The organism is Pacificibacter maritimus (genome assembly GCF_003814915.1).
GTDB lineage: Bacteria > Pseudomonadota > Alphaproteobacteria > Rhodobacterales > Rhodobacteraceae > Celeribacter > Celeribacter maritimus.
This window is the reverse complement of sequence record NZ_RKQK01000002.1, coordinates 67,631-88,439: the sequence shown is the minus strand read 5'-3', so window position 1 is coordinate 88,439 and position 20,809 is coordinate 67,631. Positions and strand designations below refer to the sequence as shown.

Here is a 20,809-nt window from a genome sequence, read left to right as displayed (position 1 = left end):
TACCTAGCAAAAAGAATACCCTAAGGGAATTGTTTTCGTGGCGTGAACCAATTTTGGGGGGGGCGGAAATGTGCGGGCGAGAAGACCTACACGTCGCGTTTCTGACTGATGATTTGTTCCACTTTTTCCCAAAATGCAAAAGACGTTTCTTGGCTTGTTCGAATGTCTTGCAATGCGAGCGTCCCTGCTTGTGACAGTTCTAACGCGTATTGTGGCGCAAGCAGCAGCGCATCGACAGTCGCGGTCAGCTGATCTGCATCATGCACCAAGAGAGCACCTCCTGCGGCATCCAAGGCTGCAAAGGCATCTGCATGGTTTGAGACATAGGGGCCGTGCAAAATGACCGTGCCAAATTGCGCCGGTTCAAACGGCGTATGTCCCCCGCGATCCACCAATGAACCGCCGACAAGTGTGATCCCAGCGACCGCATACCACAAAGCCATTTCGCCCAGCGTATCGGCCAAATATATGCTGTCGCTTGCGGGGGGGGTGCCAAGACTGCGGCGCGCCACGCGAAACCCTGCGGCCTCAACGGATTTTGCGATCTGATCGGCCCTCGCGGGGTGACGAGGGGCCAAGATCAAGCGCAGATCAGGGTGAAGTTTAGTAAGGGATGCGTAGGCTTCTAAAACGATGTCGTCTTCGCCCGCATGTGTCGAGGCTGCGAGCATCGTGTTTGACTTATCAAAGGCAGCGCTCAGCGCGCTGGCATCTGCAGGCATGCTTTGCGTCGCATCGACATCGCTTTTCAAATTCATCATCGGCAAGATATGTGCAGGGTCTAGCCCAAGCGCGATCAATCGATCTTGTGATGGTTTGTCCTGTGGGGCCAAAGCTGTGATCGATTGCAAGGTGGCTTGGGTGACACCGCCTAAAATACGCTGGTATTTTTGCCATGTTTCAGCAGTTTCTTCAGACATGCGCGCGCCGACGACAATCACAGGCACATTATATCGCGCGCAAAGCGTATAGCGGTTAGGCCACAGTTCGTTTTCTATCGAAATCAAAGCATCAGGTTGGGTGCAGGTCAAAAAATGGTGCACTGTGCGCTTGAAATCAAGCGGTGCCAGTCGCACGGTTACACGGTCTAAATCCCATAGGTTCACCAATGCGCGTGCCGAAATGCTGTTAACTGTCACGATGATGTTCTGGCGTTCATCGCGTGCCAAAGCCTGTTCAATCAGGGGGCGTGCGGCTGTTAACTCGCCATTGGATGCACCGTGAAACCATAGGGTACGTCCTGGATAGATTGGGGCGGCATCGAGGCCAGCGCCCAAGCGTTCTTTCACGTCGGCAAGTGTTTCCTTGCCTCGCAAAATTTGGCGCAGTGCCAGCAAAGTTGCCACTGGCGCAATCAAGACTAAAAGGAAACGATAGAAAATCACAGAGACATCCGATTGGCTGAGTATTCATGCTCTACGCGGGACAGGCACATGGTTGCAAGAGAAACCAACACAGAAGGATCAGCCGCAGCCTCATCTGCGCCGATTTTCTGTAGCGTCCATATGCGACTTGGCCCAGACTAAATCGCAGCTTTGCCTGACAACGGTGTGTTATTCTTCATAGGGTCTTGATGCATAGCCGTGGGCGGCGGGGCAGGCTGCATTTTCTCGGTCAATTGCTGATGGAATAATTGTTCATTGACATAACAGTTATATTGGATGCATTGTTTGTGAAATGGGGGGGAGATTCCATTATGATCAACGGATCAGTAGCACTTGTCACAGGGGCAGGCAGCGGATTAGGCGAGGCAACTGCGCGCCGATTGGCTGCACAGGGCGCACGCGTTGCGGTTTTGGATCTGTCGCTTGAGGCGGCAGAAAAGGTTGCGAAAGACATTGATGGTTTGGCCGTCGCGGCAGATGTGTCAAACGCAGATCAAGTCGAAGCCGCTTTTGCGAAAGTCGTTGAAACTTTTGGGTCAGCCCCCTCAATCGTAAATTCTTGCGCAGGAATCGGGACGGCAACACGGATTTTACCCCGTGACGGCGCGCTCACGATAGACGTATTTGAGCGCACGGTACGGGTCAATTTGATCGGTACTTATACCGTTTTAAATATCGCGGCCCGTGAAATGGCTAAGCTAGATCCGCAAGGTGCTGATGGCGCGCGTGGGGTGATCATCAACACCGCGTCTGTTGCTATCGAGGATGGCCAAATAGGCCAAGCGGCATATTCTGCGTCAAAAGGTGGCGTGGCTTCCTTGACCTTGCCTGCGGCGCGCGAATTGGCGCGCTTGGGCATTCGGGTGATGACCATCGCACCTGGCCTCTTTGAAACAGCGATGAGCGCAGGCCTGCCCGTGGATGTGAAAGCCGAAATCCTGACCAATGTGCCTTTTCCCAATCGTATGGGGCTGCCTGATGAATATGCCAAACTGGTGCAAAGTATTGTCGAAAATCCGATGTTGAACGGCACTGTGATTCGCATCGATGCCGCCACTCGGATGCCAATCAAGTAGCGCGTAAAGACGCTTTATTCTACGTTCCAAAGAAAGTTCCAGACCTATGTCCAATACCACTGATCTCGGCGCGAAAGCCAATATGCTGCTGATTGATGTCGATGGCCCAATTGCCACTTTGACTATGAATCGCCCAGGCAAGCGCAACGCGATGTGCGACGAGCTGTTGGACGAAATCGAAGCCTTTTTTGCCAAGCCACCAGAGGGTGTGCGCGCCGTGATTTTGACAGGCTCAGAAGGGCATTACTGTTCTGGTCTTGACCTATCTGAAGCTGTTCAGCGCAATGCAGAAGGCGTGATGCGCCATTCGCGAAATTGGCACCGCGTCATGGATATGATTCAATTTTCTGGTCTACCTGTGGTGTCTGCCATGTTTGGCGCTGTGATCGGTGGCGGACTTGAAATGGCCGCCAGCACCCATGTGCGTGTCGCGGAAGAGGGCACAATCTTTCAGCTGCCCGAAGGGATGCGCGGCATTTTCGTCGGCGGTGGCGCGACTGTGCGGATAGGTCGGATCCTAGGCGCGGATCGCATGGGAGAAATGATGCTGACGGGGCGCAAATATAATGCCGAAGAAGGGCTTGCACTTGGGCTGACACACTATAGCGTTGGCAAAGGGGAGGCGCTTGCAATGGCGCGTAAACTCGCGGGTAATATCGCGAAGAACGCAAGCCTATCCAATTACATGATGATCCAAGCGATCAGCCGGATCACGGATATGTCACGGTCAGACGGGTTATTCACCGAAAGTCTGTGTGCTGCTGTGTCTCAGACCAGCGAAGATGCCGATGAAGGCCTTAAGGCCTTTCTCGAAAAGCGTGCACCGCAGTTTCGGTAAGCGCGCATGAAGATCCGCGAAGGGCAAATGCTCAACGCGTAAGACGAGAGGTTTTGCGATTTAGATCACGCCGAGTTTCCTGTGATTTTCGCATAAACAAGTAAATATATTTTGGGAGGACTATATATGACTACTTTTACACGCCGCGCCGCATTGGCATCGATGGGGGCCGCCTTGGCGACACCTGCACTGATGAAACATGCTCACGCTGCCGAGCAAACTTTGCGCGTTCACCACTTTTTGCCACCGCAAGCCCCAATGGGTAAATTCTTTGAAACATGGGCAGCCGAGCTTGTAGAAGCATCCAACGGCGCGCTTGATGTTCAAGTTTTCCCTGCAATGCAATTGGGCGGAAAACCAGGCCAACTTGCGGATCAAGCCCGTCAGGGTGTCTGTGATATCGCTTGGACTTTGCCTGCTTATACTGCGGGTCGCTATCTTTTGGCGGAAACAATCGGCCTGCCGTTTATGGTGACAAATGCTGAAAAAACATCCGTTGCGTTCCACACAATTATGGATGAATTCGGCACTGAAGAATACAAGGGTTTGAAAACACTTGCATTCCACACACATGATGGTGGCAAGCTGCACACAACCAAAGCGCCAATTCTCTCCGCGGCTGATCTTGAGGGCACAAAAATGCGTGCGCCGAACCAAGGTACAGGCGATCTTTTGGCCGCATTGGGATCAGAGCCTGTGTTCTTCCCTGTGTCTGAAATGGTTGTTGGCCTGACCAACGGCGTGATCGACGGCTGTTGTTTGCCGTTCGAAGTTGTGCCTGCGTATAAGCTTCAAGAACTGACAAAATACTCCTCAGAAGCTGCTCCGGGCGCGCGTGGCATCTACGCCAACCCATTCGCTATCGTGATGAACGAGAAAACATACGAAGGTATGAGCGATGACCTGCGCGGTGTTATTGATGCGAATTCAGGTATCGAATTGTCACAGCGTATTGGTAAAGACTTTGACGCAGCCGAAGCCTTTGGGCGCTCTGTTGTTGAAAAGCAAGGCAACGAGATTCACCAGATCCCAGCCGAAGAAATCGCGCGCTGGGCTGAGGCTGCACAGCCGATCCATGATGAATGGGTCGTGAAACTCAATGACGCGGGTTACGATGGCCAAGCCGTTTTGAACCGTATCAACGAACTGCTTGACGCGGGCTAAACATGACAGAGCAGGCGCATAAAAACGCACAGCAGGGGGGGGCAACCCTCCTGCACCGCGGACTTCGTTCCTTGTGCTACTTTAGTGCAGGTCTTGGCGGCGTGATCATTTTCGCAGCCTCGCTTGTGGTTGCCTATTCGGTGGTTATGAGAAACCTTGGATTTGGCGGCGTACGGGGTGATTTTGAACTCGTTGAATTGGTCTGCACGACCTGCGCTTCGCTCTTTTTGCCCTTATGCCAATTGAACAAAGGCCATGTTATGGTTGACTTGTTCACGCTGCGTCTCGCGCCGCGTGAACAAACCCGCATCGATGGCATCTGGACATTGTGTTTCGCCGTCGTCTGGGGATTTTTGTGCTGGCGTCTGATCATTGGTCTTGGCCACATGTATGATTACGCGGATCAGACGATGCTTTTGAAAGCCTATGTTTGGTGGGTCTACGTGCCTGCCGTGTTCGGCACAGGGCTATCTTCACTTGTTGCTTTGATCACGGGCTTGCCCATGGCGAGTTCTGCCTTTCGCGCTTTGGAGGCGACATAATGGATGCTTTTACTATCGCCAGCATGATGGTCGTCTTGCTGCTGCTTCTTATTTTCATTCGCATGCCGATTGCATTGGCCATGGGGCTGGTGGGCGCAATTGGATATGTGCTTTTGTCCAGCTCTGCGGCTTTATTCGCCTATCTCAGCGGGGCTTGGGTTGATAAATTCCTGTCCTATGAATTTGCCATCGTGCCTTTGTTTATTCTGATGGGCCATATCGCCACGCGCTCGGGTATTTCGGCGGCTTTGTTTTCCACATCGAACGTCTGGATCGGTCACCTGCGCGGTGGATTGGCCATGGCATCTGTGGCGGGCTGTGCGATGTTTGGATCGATCTCGGGATCATCTTTGGCGACAGCTTCAACAATGGCGCGCGTGGCCTTGCCAGAAATGCGAAAGGCTGGATATTCAGGCGCCTTGTCTGCGGGATCATTGGCGGCGGGCGGCACCTTGGGCATTCTCATTCCGCCCTCGATTGTTTTGATTATCTACGCGCTTTTGACCGAACAAAATATCGTAAAGCTATTTTTGGCGGCGACAATTCCAGGCCTATTGGCTGTCGCTGGCTTCTTTATCGCGATTGCAGTCTACGTGCGGATGTTCCCCGATGAAGCGCCGACCCAAGACAAAGCACCTTTAAAAGTGCGTTTGAAATCTTTGGGCCAAATTTGGCACATCGTTTTGATCTTTGTTGTGGTTTTGGGGGGTATTTACGGGGGGCTTTTCACCCCAGCCGAGGGCGCATCTGTGGGTGTTGTGATCACTTTGCTGATCGGTTTTGGTACACGACAGTTAAACATGCGGGCTTTGCTGGAATGTTTGATCGATACCGCTGCCTCTTCGGCGATGATTTTCACCATCGTTTTTGGCGCTGACATTTTCAACGTGGCCTTAGCGCTCAGTCGTATGCCTATCGAAATTGCTGACTACTTTGGTGGCGTGGGCATCGCGCCGATATGGATCATGCTGGCGATGATTGCCTTTTACTTGGTCATGGGCTGTGTGATGGATTCACTGTCTTTGATTTTGCTAACGGTACCTGTGTTCTTCCCAACGGTGATGGCGCTTGATTTTGGCCTAATGCCCGAACAGCAAGCTATGTGGTTTGGTATCATCACCTTGGTGGTGGTGGAAATGGGGCTGATAACGCCCCCCGTCGGGATGAATTTATTCGTGATTTCATCCATGGCGAAAGACATACCCACCAGCCAGATTTTCCGTGGGGCGACTCCTTTCATCATCGCAGAATTCTTGCGTATTGCCCTTTTGGTCAGTTTCCCAGTGCTCAGCTTCTGGTTGGTCGACCTCGTTGCAGGGTAGTACAACTCATGGACACAGCAGAGCCGCATAAAACGCCGATTACCGATGAAACACTTCGTCAGTTTGGCGGCTATAACCTCAAGCGCGCCTATCTTTTGATCCGTCAAGATATGATGCGCGCGCTTGAGCCAACGGGTCTTCGGATCATGACATTCTCGTCGCTGAGTATCATTTCTGAAAACCCGAATTTGACCCAATCCCAACTTGCTAAAGCGCTCAATATCGAACGCTCAGGTGTTGTGGTCTTGGTGGATGAATTGGAAAATGCTGATCTGATTTCGCGCAATCGCGTGAAAGGAGATCGGCGATCTTACGCATTGCAATGCACCCCAAAAGGCGAAGGAAAGCTGGCCAAAGCGCAGGATCTTGTGGCTGAGCATGAAAATAAAATGTTTGCCGATCTGACCAGTCAAGAGCGCGACACTTTGCGCGATCTTTTGGCGCGGGTCGATAAGCGACAAAGCAAAACCGAGGATTAAATATGATTGACCAAACCACAGGTCTGACATTGGTGCCACATGCTGTAGAGGCCGTGAAAACCGCTGATCAAATCCTTTTGAAAAGCAAAACGCCTTTAGATCCGATCGTAGAAAAGACAGGCGTTTGGCTGCACAAATGGGCTGTTGAAACGCCCGATCAGATTTTCCTAGCTGAACGCCAAGGCGATGGCTGGCGCGAACTGAGCTATGCACAGGTTTTGCAAGCCGTGCGTGCGATTGCATCCAACTTGGTTGCGCGCGGCATGGGAAAAGATACCCCGATTGTCATCATGTCGGGCAACTCTGTTGATCACGCGCTTTTGTCGTTTGGCGCGCAATATGCTGGGGTGCCCACGTCACCTTTGGCTGAACAATATTCCCTGATCACCGAAGCCCACGGACGATTGATCTATGTGCTCGAGAAGATTAAGCCAACGATGGCCTTTGTCGATGATGCCGCGCGCTATGCAGATGCCATCAGCTTGGATAATTTGGCAAAGATGGAAGTCATCGCCAGCAAAACAGAGGGCGCGCCCCGCGATGTCACAGCTTTTGCAGATCTTTTGACGCCTAACGATAGCGTTGATATTGATGCGGTTTACGCCGAAGTCGGCGCTGACACTTTGGCCAAAATTCTGTTCACCTCGGGGTCGTCCTCAGATCCCAAAGGCGTATTGACCACGCAACGGATGATGTGTGCGAACCAATCTCAAATGGCCTCTGTCTTGCCGTTTTTGAAAGAACGCCCCCCAGTGATCAACGATTGGTTGCCATGGAACCACGTGTTTGGCGGGTCGCATAACGTCAACATGATGCTGGCCCATGGCGGCACTTTGTACATTGACGATGGCAAACCGACCAAACGCGGGTTTGCGCGTACTGTCGAAAATATCATTTCTCGTCCAGGCACATTGGCTTTTAACGTACCTGTGGGCTTCGCGATGCTGGCCTCCGAAATGAAAGACAACGCCGAGCTGCGTAAAGCCTATATGGGCAATTTGGACATGCTGTTTTACGCTGGCGCGTCCTTGCCGCAAGATGTCTGGTCGATGCTAGAAGACGTCGCCATGGCCGAGCGTGGGCGTTTGCCTTTGATGATTTCATCATGGGGCATGACCGAAACCGCGCCGTCTGCTGTGATGCTGCACGAACCTATCGGGCGCTCTGGTGTGATTGGCGTGCCCTTGCCTGGCACTGAACTTAAACTTTTGCCCGATGACGAAATGCGCTGTGAACTGCGCGTCAAAGGACATAATGTCATGACCGCCTATTACGGTGATCCAGCCAAAACCAAAGAAGCCTTTGACGAAGACGGTTTCTTGATCACAGGCGATGCAGTGAAATTTGTCGATCCCAATGATTTTGATCGTGGCCTTGTATTCGATGGGCGTGTTTCAGAAGACTTTAAACTTTTGACAGGCACTTGGGTGCAAGCGGGCAAACTGCGCCTTGATGCGCTGGATGCGTTGCAAGGCTTGGTGCAAGATGTGGTGATCTGTGGTCATGACCGTGATCAAATTGGTCTGTGCATTTTTCCGCGCCCCGATCAAATCACAGATGAAAACACCTCAAACGGTGCCGTTATTGACGCAAAGTTACAGGCCCAAATCGAAGAACGCCTGCGGGCTCTTGCCAGCACCACCTCAGGCTCTGCCAAGCGCATTTCTCGGGCTTTGATTTTGGCCGAACCTCCATCGCTAAAAGATCATGAGGTCACCGATAAAGGGTCTTTGAATGTGCGCAAGATCATCACAAGGCGCGCAGATATGATCGAGCGTTTGTTCGACAATGAAGATCCCGCACTGATCCGCGTTTAAGGAATAAAACCATGGTAGATTTTTCAAAAGTTCGCGCAATCGATTTTCATACTCATGCGGAAGAAGCCTGCGGGTGTCACGCCGACGACGGCTATGACGAATTGCAAAGCACGATGGCTAAATACTTTGGCGCGCCTTGGGCACATCCACCCACCATTGACGAAACGGCAGCACATTACCGCGAAATGAATATCGCGGCGGTGATTTTTCCCGTCGATGCAGAGCGCGAAACGGGCTACCGCCGCTACGACAATTACGAAGTTGCAGATGCTTGCGCAAAGAACGATGACATCTTGATCCCCTTCGCGTCGATTGACCCACATAAAGGTAAATTGGGCGCGCGTGAGGCGCGTGATCTGGTTGAAAACCACGGTGTGCAAGGGTTCAAATTTCACCCGACCATGCAAGGCTTTTACCCCAATGATCGCATGGCCTATGATCTTTATGAAGCGATCGCTGAAACGGGTAAACCAGCTTTGTTCCACACAGGCCAAACTGGGGTTGGTTCAGGCATGCGCGGCGGCAACGGCATGCGTTTGAAATATTCAAACCCGATGTATATCGATGATCTTTGTGTGGATTTTCCCGACATGCCGATCATCCTCGCGCACCCCAGTTTCCCGTGGCAAGAAGAAGCCCTATCTGTCGCAACGCATAAGCCGAATGTCTATATTGACCTGTCTGGTTGGTCGCCAAAATACTTTCCGCCAATCTTGGTGCGCTATGCCAATACTTTGCTGAAAAAGAAAATGTTGTTCGGCTCTGACTGGCCGATGATTGCGCCAGAAAAATGGCTGAACGCCTTCGACAAGGCCGAGTTCCGCGACGAAGTGCGCCCGCTTATCCTAAAAGAAAACGCCATGCGTTTGCTTGGCGTTTCCGACTAACGGTTTTGGGCAAACACTCAAAGTTTGCCCATTTCAACTTTTGCGCCTTGGTTGTTTCGTGCTGGGGGTGCACAGGCATTGCCCAAGCCATGCCTTGTTTCAAAAGGAAATCCTATGGCCGCATTTTCATCTCCAAGTGCCGATATTCTATGGTCTTTAACGCATGTGGCAAATGCCGCCCGCGTTGAGCATTTTGATGCAGAAATGACGGGTGAAATTTTGGAGCATTTCGCAAGCTTCGCCCAAGGTGTCTTGGCTCCGATTGACGAGCAAGGCGATGCTCAGGGCTGTCGCATGGAAGCGGGCAGGGTGCTGATGCCTGATGGGTATAAAGCCGCCTTTGACCAGCTGATTGAAGGAGGCTGGCAAGGGTTGACCGCGCCAGACAATTTTGGTGGCATGGACATGAACCACCTAACACAAGCGGCGGTCTCAGAGGTGTTTTCGGGCGCAAATCACGCATTGCAAATGATTTGCAACCTTGTGCCTGGCGCAATTTCAACGCTGCTGAAATTCGGCACCGAAGCGCAACAAACTCAGTGGATTCCGCAGCTTGCCTCAGGTGATGTCCTGTCCACGATGTGTCTCACTGAATCTGGGGCGGGGTCTGATCTGTCGAAGTTGCGCACCAAAGCTAGAAAGCATGGTGATCATTGGCGCATTGAAGGCGAAAAGATATTCATCTCTGGTGGGGATCAAAACCTATCCAACGGGATTTTGCATCTGGTCCTTGCGCGTTCGGGTGATGTCGCGGATGGTGTAAAAGGTTTGTCGCTGTTTTTGGCACCAAGTGACGTTAACGGATCGCCAAATGCCATCACAGTCACACGGATCGAAGAAAAGCTGGGCCTGCATGCCTCGCCCACCTGTCAGATGTCTTTTGATGGGGCTCAAGCCGAGTTGATTGGCGCTGAAGTTGAAGGCCTAAAAGCCATGTTTACCATGATGAACCACGCGCGTTTGGATGTGTCCTTGCAAGGGATCGCCCATGCGGCGCGTGCGCATGATATTGCTAAAACCTATGCCAATGACCGCAAACAAGGGCGCAAGGCCGATGGCAGTGATGCTGTCTTGTCAGACCACGCTGATGTCCAACGTATGCTGGAAACCCAAGACAGTTTGGCTCTTGGTGCGCGGGCTATGGCCCATATCGCGATCGTCGAAATGGAACTTGGTATGCGTCCTGAGTTGGTCGAATTTTTGACCCCCATTTGCAAAGTGTTTTGTACCGAAAGCGGTATCACTGCGGCTGATTTGGGCATTCAGGTACTGGGCGGTTATGGCTATCTGACCGAATATCGCGTGTCTCAAACATGGCGAGATGCACGTATTACATCAATCTATGAGGGGGCCAATGGCATTCATGCGGCCAGCTTGGCGGGACGTGGATTGTGCGGCAGGGGCGCGGATGACTTTGCGCAGCTGATAATCGAATTGGACCAAGAGGGCGCGCTTGCTCCGCATTTGAAAGATTGGCAAAACGCGCGGGATCATGTCGTAGGTTTGGACGATCCGTCATCCGTTGCACATGAATTTATGCAACTTTCCAGCGATCTGTTTTTCCGTGCCGTTTGGTGCAAAATCGCAAGGGTTGCATCGACGCATGACGATCCTACGCGAATTTTAACCTTGGCTGAACGGATCAAAAAACGCCCCGTGCCTGTGGCATTGCCGCTTTAAGTGGGGTCGGGTTTACTGGTGATGAATTGCGCGCGATAGGCGCTTGGCGTCATGCCGCAGATTTTGTGAAACCTGCGTGAAAAATAGGGCGGGTCGCTATACCCTAGGCGATACCCGATTTCTGACACCGACAGGCGGGTAAAGGCCAATAGCCTGCTGGCCTCGGTCATCACCGCTGTGTCAATATAGGCAGATGTGGATTTTCCTGTGGCGTCACGACAAATGCGCCCCAAATGACCGGGTGTCATGGCCAAAGCATTTGCGTAATCGCCTGGGCGCCATGCTTCGTTTAGGGTTTCCGAAATCAAGGCGTCAAAACGGTCCATCACCTGATGGCTTTGCGGTGTGTTACTTGCGTTTCTCGCGCCGCGTTCGGCAACATAAGATAAAATCACATGGCTTAACCCGATAAGTCGCTCTGTGCGATAAGTGCCATTGGACTGATAGCTTTGTGCCAATTGCTGCGTCAAAAAGCCAAAGGTATCATCAATGACGCCTTTGATGGGTTTGGTCAGGTCTTGCGGAATTTTCGTGGCAAAGCTTGTTAAAATAGGCGAGGGCAGGGAAATTACGCGCCCTTTAGTGCCCTTGTCAAACTCAAACCCGTGCACAACATTTGTTGGTATGTATAGGAATTCTTTAGGCTTAAGCAGGCCTATGGCGCTATCAATTTGCGTTTGCGCAGCGCCTGTTTCAATCTGAAAAATCTGCACCATTTGTCCATGTCTGTGCGGGGCGATGATCCAATCATGCAAATGCGCGCGGGCATGAATGTCTTCGCAATGCACGACATCAGGAAAGCCTCGGTTTTCACCAAAGAGTGTAAAGCTTGGTATTTGTGCATGAGATTTCATGCACGTTTAGTACCATTTCTTGCGCGTTGCGTCCATTCTTTATGTGCTGCGTTTTCGGTAGGGTGGTCAAAATCTATAAGGATGTTTGGCTTTATGAAAACCCAAGTAGCGATTATTGGTGGCGGCCCGTCTGGGCTTTTATTGTCCCAACTTTTGAACAAAACCGGCATCGAAACTGTTGTTCTCGAACGGTCTTCTCGTGACCATGTTTTGTCGCGTATTCGTGCTGGGATTTTGGAATGGGGCACCGTCGAATTGCTGCGCGAAGCAGGCGTTGGTGCGCGTATGGATGCAGAAGGCGATCCGCATGACGGCTGCTATTTATCTGACGATAATGACATCATACATATCGATTTTAAAGAACTGACAGGCAAACAGGTGATGGTTTACGGCCAGACTGAAGTCACCACCGATCTTTATGCTGCGCAAGACGAAATGGGCACGACCATCGTGCATAATGTCGAAGACGTCAAAATACACGATCTGCATGAAGCGGAATCTTATGTGGACTATACCGTTGACGGCGAACGCAAGCGCCTGACCTGCGCCTATGTTGCGGGCTGTGACGGCTTTCATGGCGTGTCACGCAAGACCATTCCCGAAGATGTGCGCCAAGAATTTGAACGCGTTTACCCCTTTGGCTGGCTTGGCATTTTGTCACAAACACCGCCCATTGCCGATGAATTGATTTATGCCAATTCCAAGCACGGATTTGCGCTGGCCTCTATGCGTAACGAAAATTTGGTGCGCCACTATGTGCAGGTGCCATTGACCGACAAGGTCGAAGACTGGAGCGACGAGCGCTTTTGGACCGAATTCAAAAAGCGTTTGCCAAAAGAGACTGCGGATAAGGTGATCATGGCGCCGTCGATTGAAAAATCTATCGCGCCTTTACGATCTTTCGTGTCGGAACCCCTGAAATGGGGGAACCTGTTTTTGGTTGGGGATTCCGCGCATATCGTACCGCCTACAGGTGCCAAAGGGTTGAACTTGGCCGTGTCGGATGTGTTCTATTTGAAAGAGGCATTGATCCAAGCGCTCAAGCACAATGATCTAAGCGGGATTGAAGGCTATTCAGAAAAGGCGCTGGACCGTATTTGGAAAGCCATGCGCTTTAGCTGGCAGATGACCACTATGATGCACCAGTTTGATGGCGAAGATAGCTTTGCAGCACAGATGCGCAAAGCCACATTTAGTCATTTGAAAACTTCACAAACAGCGCGCCGCGATTTGGCACAAAACTACATCGGTTTGCCGTTCTAACGTCAAACTCATTGCAATGGTCAAGGGCGCTCTTATTCCCAAGGGCGCCTTTGTTGGTTTAGCGGGGAAGTGCCTCTGCGGCCACGACCAAACATTCCAATAGGTGGCGTTGCTCAGGCGTGATCATAGCGCCGTCGCGCATAGAGACTCCGACGGGGCCACCAAGCATAACATCCTGTAAAGGCAGGTCTTTCAACGTACCTGCGGCAAGATCACTGCGCACGACTCCTTGCGAAATAAACCAAACCACATCTGAATTTTGCACGACATGGCGTCCGAAAGCCAATGACACATTTTCAAAGGCGGGTTCATGCGCGCTGATATTATTGTTAAACAAATAGGCGCGTACCATCGGGGAAATCACGGCCCCTGAAGGCGGCAACATCAGTGGGAAATCACGCAGGGCGCTTGCGGACCAATCGGCACGATCCAGCGGATGGCCAGGGCGCACCACAGGCACGACGCGTTCAGAATACAGTTGCCGAAAAGACAGACCATCCATTGTACCACTTTGGGTCATGCGCCCCACAACCATATCCAGAATGCCTTCGCGCAACTGCGATAAAAGCATCCAATTGGGGCCAGTACTGACACGGATCAAACAATTGGGGCGTGCGTGTTGAAATTGCAAGGAGGCGCGCGGCAAGAGGTCCGTCGCGGCAGTGGGCAGGGCGCCAACCACCAGTTTCGTTTTCTGGCGCGGCATCTCGCGGACCATGTCTTGTGCACGCCCCAAATCAACAAGTGCCGCCCCCGCATGCTGCTGAAACCGACGTCCAGCAGATGTCAAAACCAGCCTGCGCCCTGTCCGATCAAACAAAGCAACGCCCAAGAGAGTTTCAAGTTCCTTGATGCTTTTCGATGCGGCGGGTTGCGACACATTCAGCGCCTGTGCGGCAACCGATAAAGACCCAAGGCGCGCCGTTTCTAAAAAGCAATGCAGGTGGCGAAACCGAATACGGTGATCAATCATATATAACCTATGAGTTATGTATTTTACTGATGATTATAATTTTATTTGCATGAAAGCTATGGCAAAAGAGGGCCAATGGAGGACCCTATGCAGATGATTTTGAATGCGGGCGTGGCTTTGCATGTCTTGGACACTGGCCCAAAAGACGGTGCAGTGGTGATGTTTGCCAATTCCCTAGGCACGGACTTGCGGGTCTGGGATGCCTTGATAGCGCATTTGCCCGCAGATCTGCGCGTTGTGCGTTTTGACAAGCGTGGGCATGGCCTATCGGATTGCCCAGATGGACCCTATGCGATCGAGGATTTGGCCAATGATGCAGCAGTGATTGCCGACACATTGGGGTTGAAAGATATCACCTTTGTCGGCTTGTCTATTGGCGGGCTGATAGGGCACGGACTGATTGCAGCGCGCCCCGATTTGGTCAAGGCGCTGGTCTTGATGGATACCGCCGCCAAGATTGGTACGCCTGAATTTTGGAATGACCGCATTTCATCCATGCAGGCCACAGGCATTGCGCCATTGGCCGCGGGTGTGATGGAACGCTGGTTTGCCGAAAAGTTTCGTGCGGATGCGCTGCGGGTTGCCCCTTGGCAAAACATGCTATCGCGGACACCGCTTGAGGGCTACTTAGGATGCTGCGCTGCGATTGCGGGCGCTGACTTCACAGAAACTGCGCGCGCTATGACGATCCCTGTTTTGGCGATGGTGGGCGATGAAGATGGTGCGACGCCACCTGAGTTGGTGCAGGCGACGGCCAAGCTATGCGGCGCCGAATTCCATTTGATAAAGGATGCTGGCCATCTGCCCTGTGTGGAACATCCTGCACAAACGGCTCAACTGATTACTGATTTTTTGAAAAGGACCGCTTAGATGACATCTCGTTTTGATCAAGGCATGAAAACGCGCCGAGAAGTTCTGGGCAATGCCCATGTCGACCGCGCGGAAGCCAATAAAAGTGAATTGGATCTTGGGTTTCAAACACTGATCACCGAAAGCGCTTGGGGCACAGTGTGGTCATCTGATGCGATTTCGCGCCGCGAACGGTCTATGTTGACCTTGGCCTTGTTGGCTGCGACAGGCAATTTCGAAGAAATCCCAATGCATATTCGCGCCACTGCCAACACAGGCGCAAGCAAAAGCGATATCATGGAAGCATTCCAACACGTTGCGATTTATGCAGGTGTTCCAAAGGCCAACCATGCTATCAAATTGGCGAAAGCCACATACGCTGAAATGGAGGAGGCATCTGATGAGTGATCAAGGCGCATTGATAGCCCGCAATCGTAACATCCACCCAGTTCCATATGATCCGGGTTACAAAACATCTGTGCCACGGTCCCCAAATTGGGCGCTTGTGTCGATGGAAAGCACGGCATCCGAAGAATTTGGGCCGCGCTTTGGCCATAACAAATTGGGTCTCTATGACAATAACCTGATTTTGAATTTCACACGCGGCAAAGCCCCTGCTGTGGGCGAACGCATCTTGGTGCATGGGCGCGTGGTTGATGAAAACAACCGCCCTGTGGCAAACACATTGGTCGAAGTCTGGCAAGCCAATGCGGGTGGGCGCTACCGTCACAAAAAAGATGGCTACCTTGCGCCGCTTGATCCAAATTTTGGCGGCTGTGGTCGCACTTTGACGGATGAAAACGGGTATTATGAATTTCTGACCATTCGTCCTGGTGCCTATCCTTGGCCCAACCGTGGCAATGATTGGCGTCCGATGCACATCCACGTCTCTGTCTTTGGCTCAGGCTTTGGTCAGCGCTTGATCACCCAGATGTATTTCGAAGGCGATCCCTTAATCAACCACTGTCCTATTGTGGCAACCATCAAGGATCGCAGTCAGATTGATCGTCTTGTGGCGCCGCTAGATTTTTCAAAATCCAAGCCTTTGGATTTCTTGGCCTATAAGTTTGACATCGTCCTGCGGGGGCGTCGTCAAACGATGTTCGAAAACAAGTTGGAGGGGATGTAAACATGGTACAATCACTGGATACATTGCAAGAAACCCCATCACAAACCGCAGGGCCATATGTTCATATCGGCATGATCCAAGCCCATGCGGGGATGGAAAACTACTACGACGAAGAACTTGGCATCAGTCCCATCGAAGAGGGCGCAAAAGGCGAAGTCATTGAAATCACGGGCTCTGTCTATGATGGCACTGGCTGGGCGTTGCGCGATGCTTTGATCGAAAGCTGGCAGCCTGATGCGATGGGCAAGTTTTCTACCCAAGAGGGCGCTGATCCCAAAGTGCACGGATATTGCCGCTTTGCCGCCGATTCCGAAACAGGTGAATTTACATTGCGCACCATTAAGCCAGGTCGTGTTGGCACACGTCACGGTGTGATGCAGGCACCGCATATTTCGCTTTGGATCGTGGCGCGTGGCATCAATGTGGGCCTGCAAACGCGGATCTATTTTGAAGATGAAGACAATTCAGAGGACCTGCTGCTGTCTAAGATTGAACAAACACCGCGTGTTCAAACTTTGATCGCGAAAAAAACGGGCGAGGGCAAATATCGCTTTGATATTCGCTTACAAGGTGAAAACGAAACTGTGTTTTTAGACATCTAAAATGCCAATTATACGATCTCAAAAGGGGCGGGTCTCACTGCCCCTTTTGAGACGTGTCAGGAGACCCCCATGACTTTAAGCGCCTTTGACCACCCTTGGCTTTCTGGACTTTTCGAAGATAAGCCCATGGCCGATATTTGGTCTGCCGACAAACAAATGGCTCATATGCAAAGTTTTGAAGCGGCGTGGTCACGGGCGTTGGGCAAACATGTTGTGGGCGATGAGACCATCGGAGAAACCGCTGCGCGTGCCATTGAAAGCATGAACGTGGATTTGGGCGATATTCGCGCGGGTCTAGCTATCGACGGCGTGCCGATCCCGCGTATGGTCGGGCAAATGAAAGCAGCAGCAGGGGATGACGCGGTTTCGGCAGGTGTCGTCCATAAGGGCGCGACATCGCAAGATGTCGTCGATAGCGCTTTGGCTTTGACCCTACGCGACACATCAATGTTGATCGCAGGGCGCATGATGGAACTCGAAACAGCCTTGAAAGCGCTTGAAGCACAGTTTGGCGATCGCCCGATGATGGGGCGTACGCGCATGCAGGCCGCCACTGAAATCACCGTGGCAGATCGTGTGCAGGCTTGGCGCATCCCACTTGCGGCGCATTTGACACGCCTTGATCAACTTCGGCCCCGTGTCGAGTTGGTTCAGATCGGAGGCGCGTCTGGGGATCGCAAAGCGCTTGGGGAGGCTGCGAATGCTGTCGTCACAGATGTGGCTGCAGACTTGGGTTTGACCGCGACGCATAAAGCATGGCACGCCATGCGCGATGGCATCGCAGAATACGCATCCTTTCTTTCGCTTGTGTCAGGGACTTTGGGCAAAATCGGTCAAGATATTTGCCTGATGGCGCAGCAAGGTATCGACGAAGTGCGCATGTCGGGCGGGGGCGGATCATCTGCCATGCCGCACAAACAAAACCCTGTTTTGGCTGAGCTTTTGGTCACATTGGCGCGGTTTAATGCTGTGCAGGTCAGCGGAATGCATCACGCATTGCTTCACGAACAAGAGCGTTCAGGCGCGGCTTGGTCACTCGAATGGATGCTTTTGCCTCAAATGGCGCAAACCACGGGGCGGGGACTGTCTGCCGCAATTGATCTTTGCGCGCGCATCGAACGTTTAGGCGCTGCGGATTAAGTCTGTTTTTGTTCACGATACGCACGAAATTTGCATCATTATGAACAAAGCTCATTATGTGAACAAACTCCTGTTCCAAGCTCAACAGCGTTGATAACGTTGCGGCCAAAGGCCCAGAATCTGTCTGGGCGCTTGCTTTACAGGAGACTGGCATGGATAAATCCATTTCCACTTTGACCGAAGCTGTCGCGGACATTCACGACGGTGCGGTTTTGATGATCGGCGGCTTTGGCGGCTCAGGCAGCCCGATTGAGTTGATCCACACGTTGATCGACCGCTTTCGCGCCACAGGCAGCCCAAAAGACGTGACCGTGATCAACAACAACGCTGGCAACGGCTATGTTGGCATCGCTGCGATGATCAAAGCAGGCATGGTCAAAAAGATGATCTGTTCTTTCCCGCGCTCCTCCAATGCCGAAGCGTTCAACGAAAAATTTCTGGCAGATGAAATCGAATTGGAACTGGTTCCCCAAGGCACTTTGGCCGAACGTATTCGGGCCGCAGGCGCTGGCATCCCAGCCTTTTACACGCCCACATCCTACGGCACAGAGCTGGCGATCGGCAAACCCACCGAAGAATTTGACGGCAAACATTATGTGCAAGAGCGCTGGTTGAAAGCCGATTTCGCCATCGTCAAAGGCCAGCTGGGCGACAAGCACGGCAATCTGACCTACCGTTTGGCTGGGCGCAATTTCAATCCGCTGATGTGTATGGCCGCAGATGTCACCATCGCGCAAGTGTCTGAACTGGTTGAGGCGGGCGGCATTGATCCTGAACAGGTGATCACTCCAGGTATTTTCGTCGATCACGTGGTCGAAGTGAAAGAGCCTGCCCAAGAAGAAGTTCTCGTGCGCACCGAGGAGGTCCACTAATGTCTTACACAAAACTCTCTAACGCTCAAATCGCATGGCGTGCAGCGCAAGACATCGACGATGGTGCCTATGTAAACCTTGGCATCGGTTTCCCCGAAATGGTGGCGAAATTCCAACCAGAGGGCCGCGAAGCTGTGTTCCACACAGAAAACGGCGTGCTGGGGTTTGGCCAAGCCCCCAAAGAGGGCGAGGAAGATTGGGATCTGATCAACGCAGGTAAAAAGGCGATCACCCTTAAACCAGGTGCCAGCTTTTTTCACCACGCCGACAGTTTTTCCATGGTGCGTGGTGGCCACTTGGATGTCGCTATTTTAGGCGCCTACCAGATTGCGCAAAACGGTGATCTGGCCAATTGGCGCGTTGGATCAAAAGGTGTGCCTGCCGTTGGTGGTGCGATGGATTTGGTGCACGGCGCCAAACGCGTGGCGGTGATCACCGATCACGTCACCAAAGACGGCAAGCCAAAGCTGGTCGAGGCCTGCACATTCCCGCTGACGGGCGTGGGCTGTGTGACACGTGTTTACACATCCTTGGCGGTGGTCGATATCGAAGGCGGCAAATTCATCTTGCGCGAAAAACTCGCCGATATGACATTTGACGACTTGCAAGAGCTGACAGGCGCGACATTGCACACAGATGGCCCCGTGGGCGATCTTACAGTACCGGAGCTATAATCATGACTGATGTATATATCTGCGACTATATCCGCACACCGATTGGTCGTTTTGGTGGTGGTCTGTCCTCTGTGCGTGCGGACGATTTGGGCGCGATCCCTTTAAAAGAACTGGCCGCGCGTAATCCCAAACTTGATTTGGCTGAGATCGACGAAGTGATCTTTGGGTGTGCGAACCAAGCAGGCGAAGACAACCGCAACGTGGCGCGCATGTCTTTGCTTTTGGCGGGGTATCCCGACACAGTTCCAGGCACTACAATGAACCGCTTGTGCGGCTCTGGCATGGATGCTTTGATCACAGGTGCACGCGCGATCAAATCTGGCGAAATGAACTTGGTCGTGGTGGGCGGTGTTGAAAGCATGTCACGCGCGCCCTTTGTGATGCCCAAGGCGACGACAGCTTTTTCGCGTGCCAATGAAGTGCATGACACCACGATTGGTTGGCGCTTTGTCAACAAGCTGATGAAGGCGCAATATGGTGTGGATTCCATGCCTGAGACGGCTGAAAATGTCGCTGATGACTTTGGTATCAGCCGTGAAGATCAAGATGCGATGGCGCTTGCATCGCAGCAAAAAGCCGCCATCGCGATGGAAAATGGCCGCTTGGCGCAAGAAATCGTGCCTGTAACCATCCCGCAGCGCAAAGGCGATCCCATTGTTGTGTCTGCCGATGAGCACCCCCGTGCCTCGACAACCGCAGAGGGTCTGGCCAAATTGCGTGGTTTTGTACGCGAAGGCGGGACCATCACAGCGGGCAATGCCTCAGGCGTGAATGATGGTGCTGCGGCTTTGATTTTGGCAACGAAAGAAGCCGCGGAAAAACATGGGCTCACCCCAATCGCCAAAGTGCTTGGTGGCGCGACAGCTGGTGTTGCACCGCGTATCATGGGCTTTGGTCCTGCACCCGCCAGCAAGAAACTGATGGCGCGCTTGAACCTGACCGCGGATGATTTCGACGTGATCGAATTGAACGAAGCATTCGCCAGCCAAGGTCTGGCGACCCTGCGAGATTTGGGCATTAAAGATGACGATCCTCGCGTTAATCCGAATGGAGGCGCAATTGCTTTGGGCCATCCTTTGGGCATGTCGGGCGCGCGTATCGCGGGTACGGCGGCGCTTGAATTGAAACTCAAAGGCGGCAAACGCGCTTTGGCGACCATGTGCATCGGTGTGGGCCAAGGTATCGCCGTGGCAATCGAAGCGGTCTAAAGCCAAACGCAGTGATGTTTAGACAGCCGCGTCCCTTGGGGGCGCGGCTGTTTTT

21 protein-coding genes are annotated in these 20,809 nt (G+C 52.4%); 18 read left to right on the top strand and 3 right to left on the bottom strand.

Annotated elements, in window-relative coordinates; translation table 11 throughout:
* Positions 1-86: 86 nt before the first annotated feature.
* Complete coding sequence (locus EDD53_RS06965) at positions 87-1,385, bottom strand: 3-deoxy-D-manno-octulosonic acid transferase (protein ID WP_170162711.1); 1,299 nt, start codon at positions 1,383-1,385, stop codon at positions 87-89.
* 308 nt (positions 1,386-1,693) lie between these two features.
* Here EDD53_RS06965 and EDD53_RS06960 point away from each other — a divergent pair, with 308 nt between their 5' ends.
* From EDD53_RS06960 to EDD53_RS06920, 9 genes are all read left to right on the top strand, one after another.
* Positions 1,694-2,461, top strand: a complete 768-nt coding sequence (locus EDD53_RS06960) for an SDR family NAD(P)-dependent oxidoreductase (RefSeq protein WP_123792945.1) — start codon at positions 1,694-1,696, stop codon at positions 2,459-2,461.
* 46 nt (positions 2,462-2,507) lie between these two features.
* Entirely contained in the window at positions 2,508-3,299 is a 792-nt protein-coding gene (locus tag EDD53_RS06955; protein ID WP_123792505.1) for a crotonase/enoyl-CoA hydratase family protein, read from the top strand.
* 126 nt (positions 3,300-3,425) lie between these two features.
* The gene (locus EDD53_RS06950; protein WP_123792503.1) at positions 3,426-4,463 is read left to right on the top strand and encodes a TRAP transporter substrate-binding protein; all 1,038 of its coding nucleotides are present in this window, start codon (positions 3,426-3,428) and stop codon (positions 4,461-4,463) included.
* A 71-nt stretch (positions 4,464-4,534) separates the two neighbouring features.
* A complete protein-coding gene (locus EDD53_RS06945; RefSeq protein WP_246002281.1) occupies positions 4,535-5,005 on the top strand; it encodes a TRAP transporter small permease in 471 nt (156 codons plus the stop codon).
* On the top strand, positions 5,005-6,327 hold the full coding sequence (locus EDD53_RS06940; protein WP_123792500.1) for a TRAP transporter large permease: 1,323 nt from the start codon (positions 5,005-5,007) through the stop codon (positions 6,325-6,327). The genes EDD53_RS06945 and EDD53_RS06940 overlap by 1 nt, the downstream gene beginning before the upstream one ends.
* A gap of 8 nt (positions 6,328-6,335) precedes the next feature.
* Positions 6,336-6,806 (top strand): MarR family winged helix-turn-helix transcriptional regulator, encoded by a 471-nt coding sequence (locus EDD53_RS06935; RefSeq protein ID WP_123792499.1) that lies wholly within the window; start codon positions 6,336-6,338, stop codon positions 6,804-6,806.
* 2 nt (positions 6,807-6,808) lie between these two features.
* Entirely contained in the window at positions 6,809-8,623 is a 1,815-nt protein-coding gene (locus EDD53_RS06930; protein ID WP_123792498.1) for a feruloyl-CoA synthase, read from the top strand.
* An 11-nt stretch (positions 8,624-8,634) separates the two neighbouring features.
* A complete protein-coding gene (locus EDD53_RS06925; RefSeq protein ID WP_123792497.1) occupies positions 8,635-9,510 on the top strand; it encodes an amidohydrolase family protein in 876 nt (291 codons plus the stop codon).
* A gap of 114 nt (positions 9,511-9,624) precedes the next feature.
* Entirely contained in the window at positions 9,625-11,190 is a 1,566-nt protein-coding gene (locus EDD53_RS06920; protein WP_123792496.1) for an acyl-CoA dehydrogenase family protein, read from the top strand.
* Here the strand turns inward: EDD53_RS06920 and EDD53_RS06915 are convergent.
* On the bottom strand, positions 11,187-12,044 hold the full coding sequence (locus EDD53_RS06915; RefSeq protein ID WP_123792495.1) for a helix-turn-helix domain-containing protein: 858 nt from the start codon (positions 12,042-12,044) through the stop codon (positions 11,187-11,189). The genes EDD53_RS06920 and EDD53_RS06915 overlap by 4 nt on opposite strands.
* Positions 12,045-12,137: 93 nt before the next feature.
* On the opposite strand from EDD53_RS06915, the gene pobA reads away from it, so the two are divergent.
* On the top strand, positions 12,138-13,307 hold the full coding sequence (gene pobA / locus EDD53_RS06910) for a 4-hydroxybenzoate 3-monooxygenase (protein WP_123792494.1): 1,170 nt from the start codon (positions 12,138-12,140) through the stop codon (positions 13,305-13,307).
* 58 nt (positions 13,308-13,365) lie between these two features.
* On the opposite strand, the gene EDD53_RS06905 is transcribed toward pobA, so the two are convergent.
* Positions 13,366-14,280, bottom strand: a complete 915-nt coding sequence (locus tag EDD53_RS06905) for a LysR substrate-binding domain-containing protein (RefSeq protein WP_123792493.1) — start codon at positions 14,278-14,280, stop codon at positions 13,366-13,368.
* 87 nt (positions 14,281-14,367) lie between these two features.
* On the opposite strand from EDD53_RS06905, the gene pcaD reads away from it, so the two are divergent.
* From pcaD to pcaF, 8 genes are all read left to right on the top strand, one after another.
* A complete protein-coding gene (gene pcaD, locus EDD53_RS06900) occupies positions 14,368-15,150 on the top strand; it encodes a 3-oxoadipate enol-lactonase (protein WP_123792492.1) in 783 nt (260 codons plus the stop codon).
* Entirely contained in the window at positions 15,151-15,537 is a 387-nt protein-coding gene (pcaC, locus tag EDD53_RS06895) for a 4-carboxymuconolactone decarboxylase (protein WP_123792491.1), read from the top strand. It abuts the gene before it with no gap.
* A complete protein-coding gene (pcaH, locus tag EDD53_RS06890) occupies positions 15,530-16,258 on the top strand; it encodes a protocatechuate 3,4-dioxygenase subunit beta (RefSeq protein ID WP_123792490.1) in 729 nt (242 codons plus the stop codon). The genes pcaC and pcaH overlap by 8 nt, the downstream gene beginning before the upstream one ends.
* Positions 16,259-16,260: 2 nt before the next feature.
* The gene (pcaG, locus tag EDD53_RS06885; protein WP_123792489.1) at positions 16,261-16,860 is read left to right on the top strand and encodes a protocatechuate 3,4-dioxygenase subunit alpha; all 600 of its coding nucleotides are present in this window, start codon (positions 16,261-16,263) and stop codon (positions 16,858-16,860) included.
* Between the two features lie 69 nt (positions 16,861-16,929).
* Positions 16,930-18,000 carry a 3-carboxy-cis,cis-muconate cycloisomerase gene (locus EDD53_RS06880; protein WP_123792488.1) on the top strand — a complete coding sequence of 357 codons (1,071 nt, stop codon included), beginning with the start codon at positions 16,930-16,932 and terminating at the stop codon, positions 17,998-18,000.
* A 152-nt stretch (positions 18,001-18,152) separates the two neighbouring features.
* The gene (locus EDD53_RS06875) at positions 18,153-18,872 is read left to right on the top strand and encodes a 3-oxoacid CoA-transferase subunit A (RefSeq protein ID WP_123792487.1); all 720 of its coding nucleotides are present in this window, start codon (positions 18,153-18,155) and stop codon (positions 18,870-18,872) included.
* Positions 18,872-19,546 carry a 3-oxoacid CoA-transferase subunit B gene (locus tag EDD53_RS06870; RefSeq protein ID WP_123792486.1) on the top strand — a complete coding sequence of 225 codons (675 nt, stop codon included), beginning with the start codon at positions 18,872-18,874 and terminating at the stop codon, positions 19,544-19,546. The genes EDD53_RS06875 and EDD53_RS06870 overlap by 1 nt, the downstream gene beginning before the upstream one ends.
* 2 nt (positions 19,547-19,548) lie before the next feature.
* On the top strand, positions 19,549-20,754 hold the full coding sequence (gene pcaF / locus EDD53_RS06865; protein ID WP_123792485.1) for a 3-oxoadipyl-CoA thiolase: 1,206 nt from the start codon (positions 19,549-19,551) through the stop codon (positions 20,752-20,754).
* Positions 20,755-20,809: the final 55 nt, after the last annotated feature.

Coding starts and splice junctions, on each gene's coding strand:
- EDD53_RS06955 (WP_123792505.1), top strand. CDS start 2,508: ATGTCCAATACCACTGATCTCGGCGCGAAAGCCAATATGCTGCTGATT.
- EDD53_RS06950 (WP_123792503.1), top strand. CDS start 3,426: ATGACTACTTTTACACGCCGCGCCGCATTGGCATCGATGGGGGCCGCC.
- EDD53_RS06940 (WP_123792500.1), top strand. CDS start 5,005: ATGGATGCTTTTACTATCGCCAGCATGATGGTCGTCTTGCTGCTGCTT.
- EDD53_RS06935 (WP_123792499.1), top strand. CDS start 6,336: ATGGACACAGCAGAGCCGCATAAAACGCCGATTACCGATGAAACACTT.
- EDD53_RS06930 (WP_123792498.1), top strand. CDS start 6,809: ATGATTGACCAAACCACAGGTCTGACATTGGTGCCACATGCTGTAGAG.
- EDD53_RS06925 (WP_123792497.1), top strand. CDS start 8,635: ATGGTAGATTTTTCAAAAGTTCGCGCAATCGATTTTCATACTCATGCG.
- EDD53_RS06920 (WP_123792496.1), top strand. CDS start 9,625: ATGGCCGCATTTTCATCTCCAAGTGCCGATATTCTATGGTCTTTAACG.
- EDD53_RS06915 (WP_123792495.1), bottom strand. CDS start 12,044: ATGAAATCTCATGCACAAATACCAAGCTTTACACTCTTTGGTGAAAAC.
- pobA (WP_123792494.1), top strand. CDS start 12,138: ATGAAAACCCAAGTAGCGATTATTGGTGGCGGCCCGTCTGGGCTTTTA.
- EDD53_RS06905 (WP_123792493.1), bottom strand. CDS start 14,280: ATGATTGATCACCGTATTCGGTTTCGCCACCTGCATTGCTTTTTAGAA.
- pcaD (WP_123792492.1), top strand. CDS start 14,368: ATGCAGATGATTTTGAATGCGGGCGTGGCTTTGCATGTCTTGGACACT.
- pcaC (WP_123792491.1), top strand. CDS start 15,151: ATGACATCTCGTTTTGATCAAGGCATGAAAACGCGCCGAGAAGTTCTG.
- pcaH (WP_123792490.1), top strand. CDS start 15,530: ATGAGTGATCAAGGCGCATTGATAGCCCGCAATCGTAACATCCACCCA.
- pcaG (WP_123792489.1), top strand. CDS start 16,261: ATGGTACAATCACTGGATACATTGCAAGAAACCCCATCACAAACCGCA.
- EDD53_RS06880 (WP_123792488.1), top strand. CDS start 16,930: ATGACTTTAAGCGCCTTTGACCACCCTTGGCTTTCTGGACTTTTCGAA.
- EDD53_RS06875 (WP_123792487.1), top strand. CDS start 18,153: ATGGATAAATCCATTTCCACTTTGACCGAAGCTGTCGCGGACATTCAC.
- EDD53_RS06870 (WP_123792486.1), top strand. CDS start 18,872: ATGTCTTACACAAAACTCTCTAACGCTCAAATCGCATGGCGTGCAGCG.
- pcaF (WP_123792485.1), top strand. CDS start 19,549: ATGACTGATGTATATATCTGCGACTATATCCGCACACCGATTGGTCGT.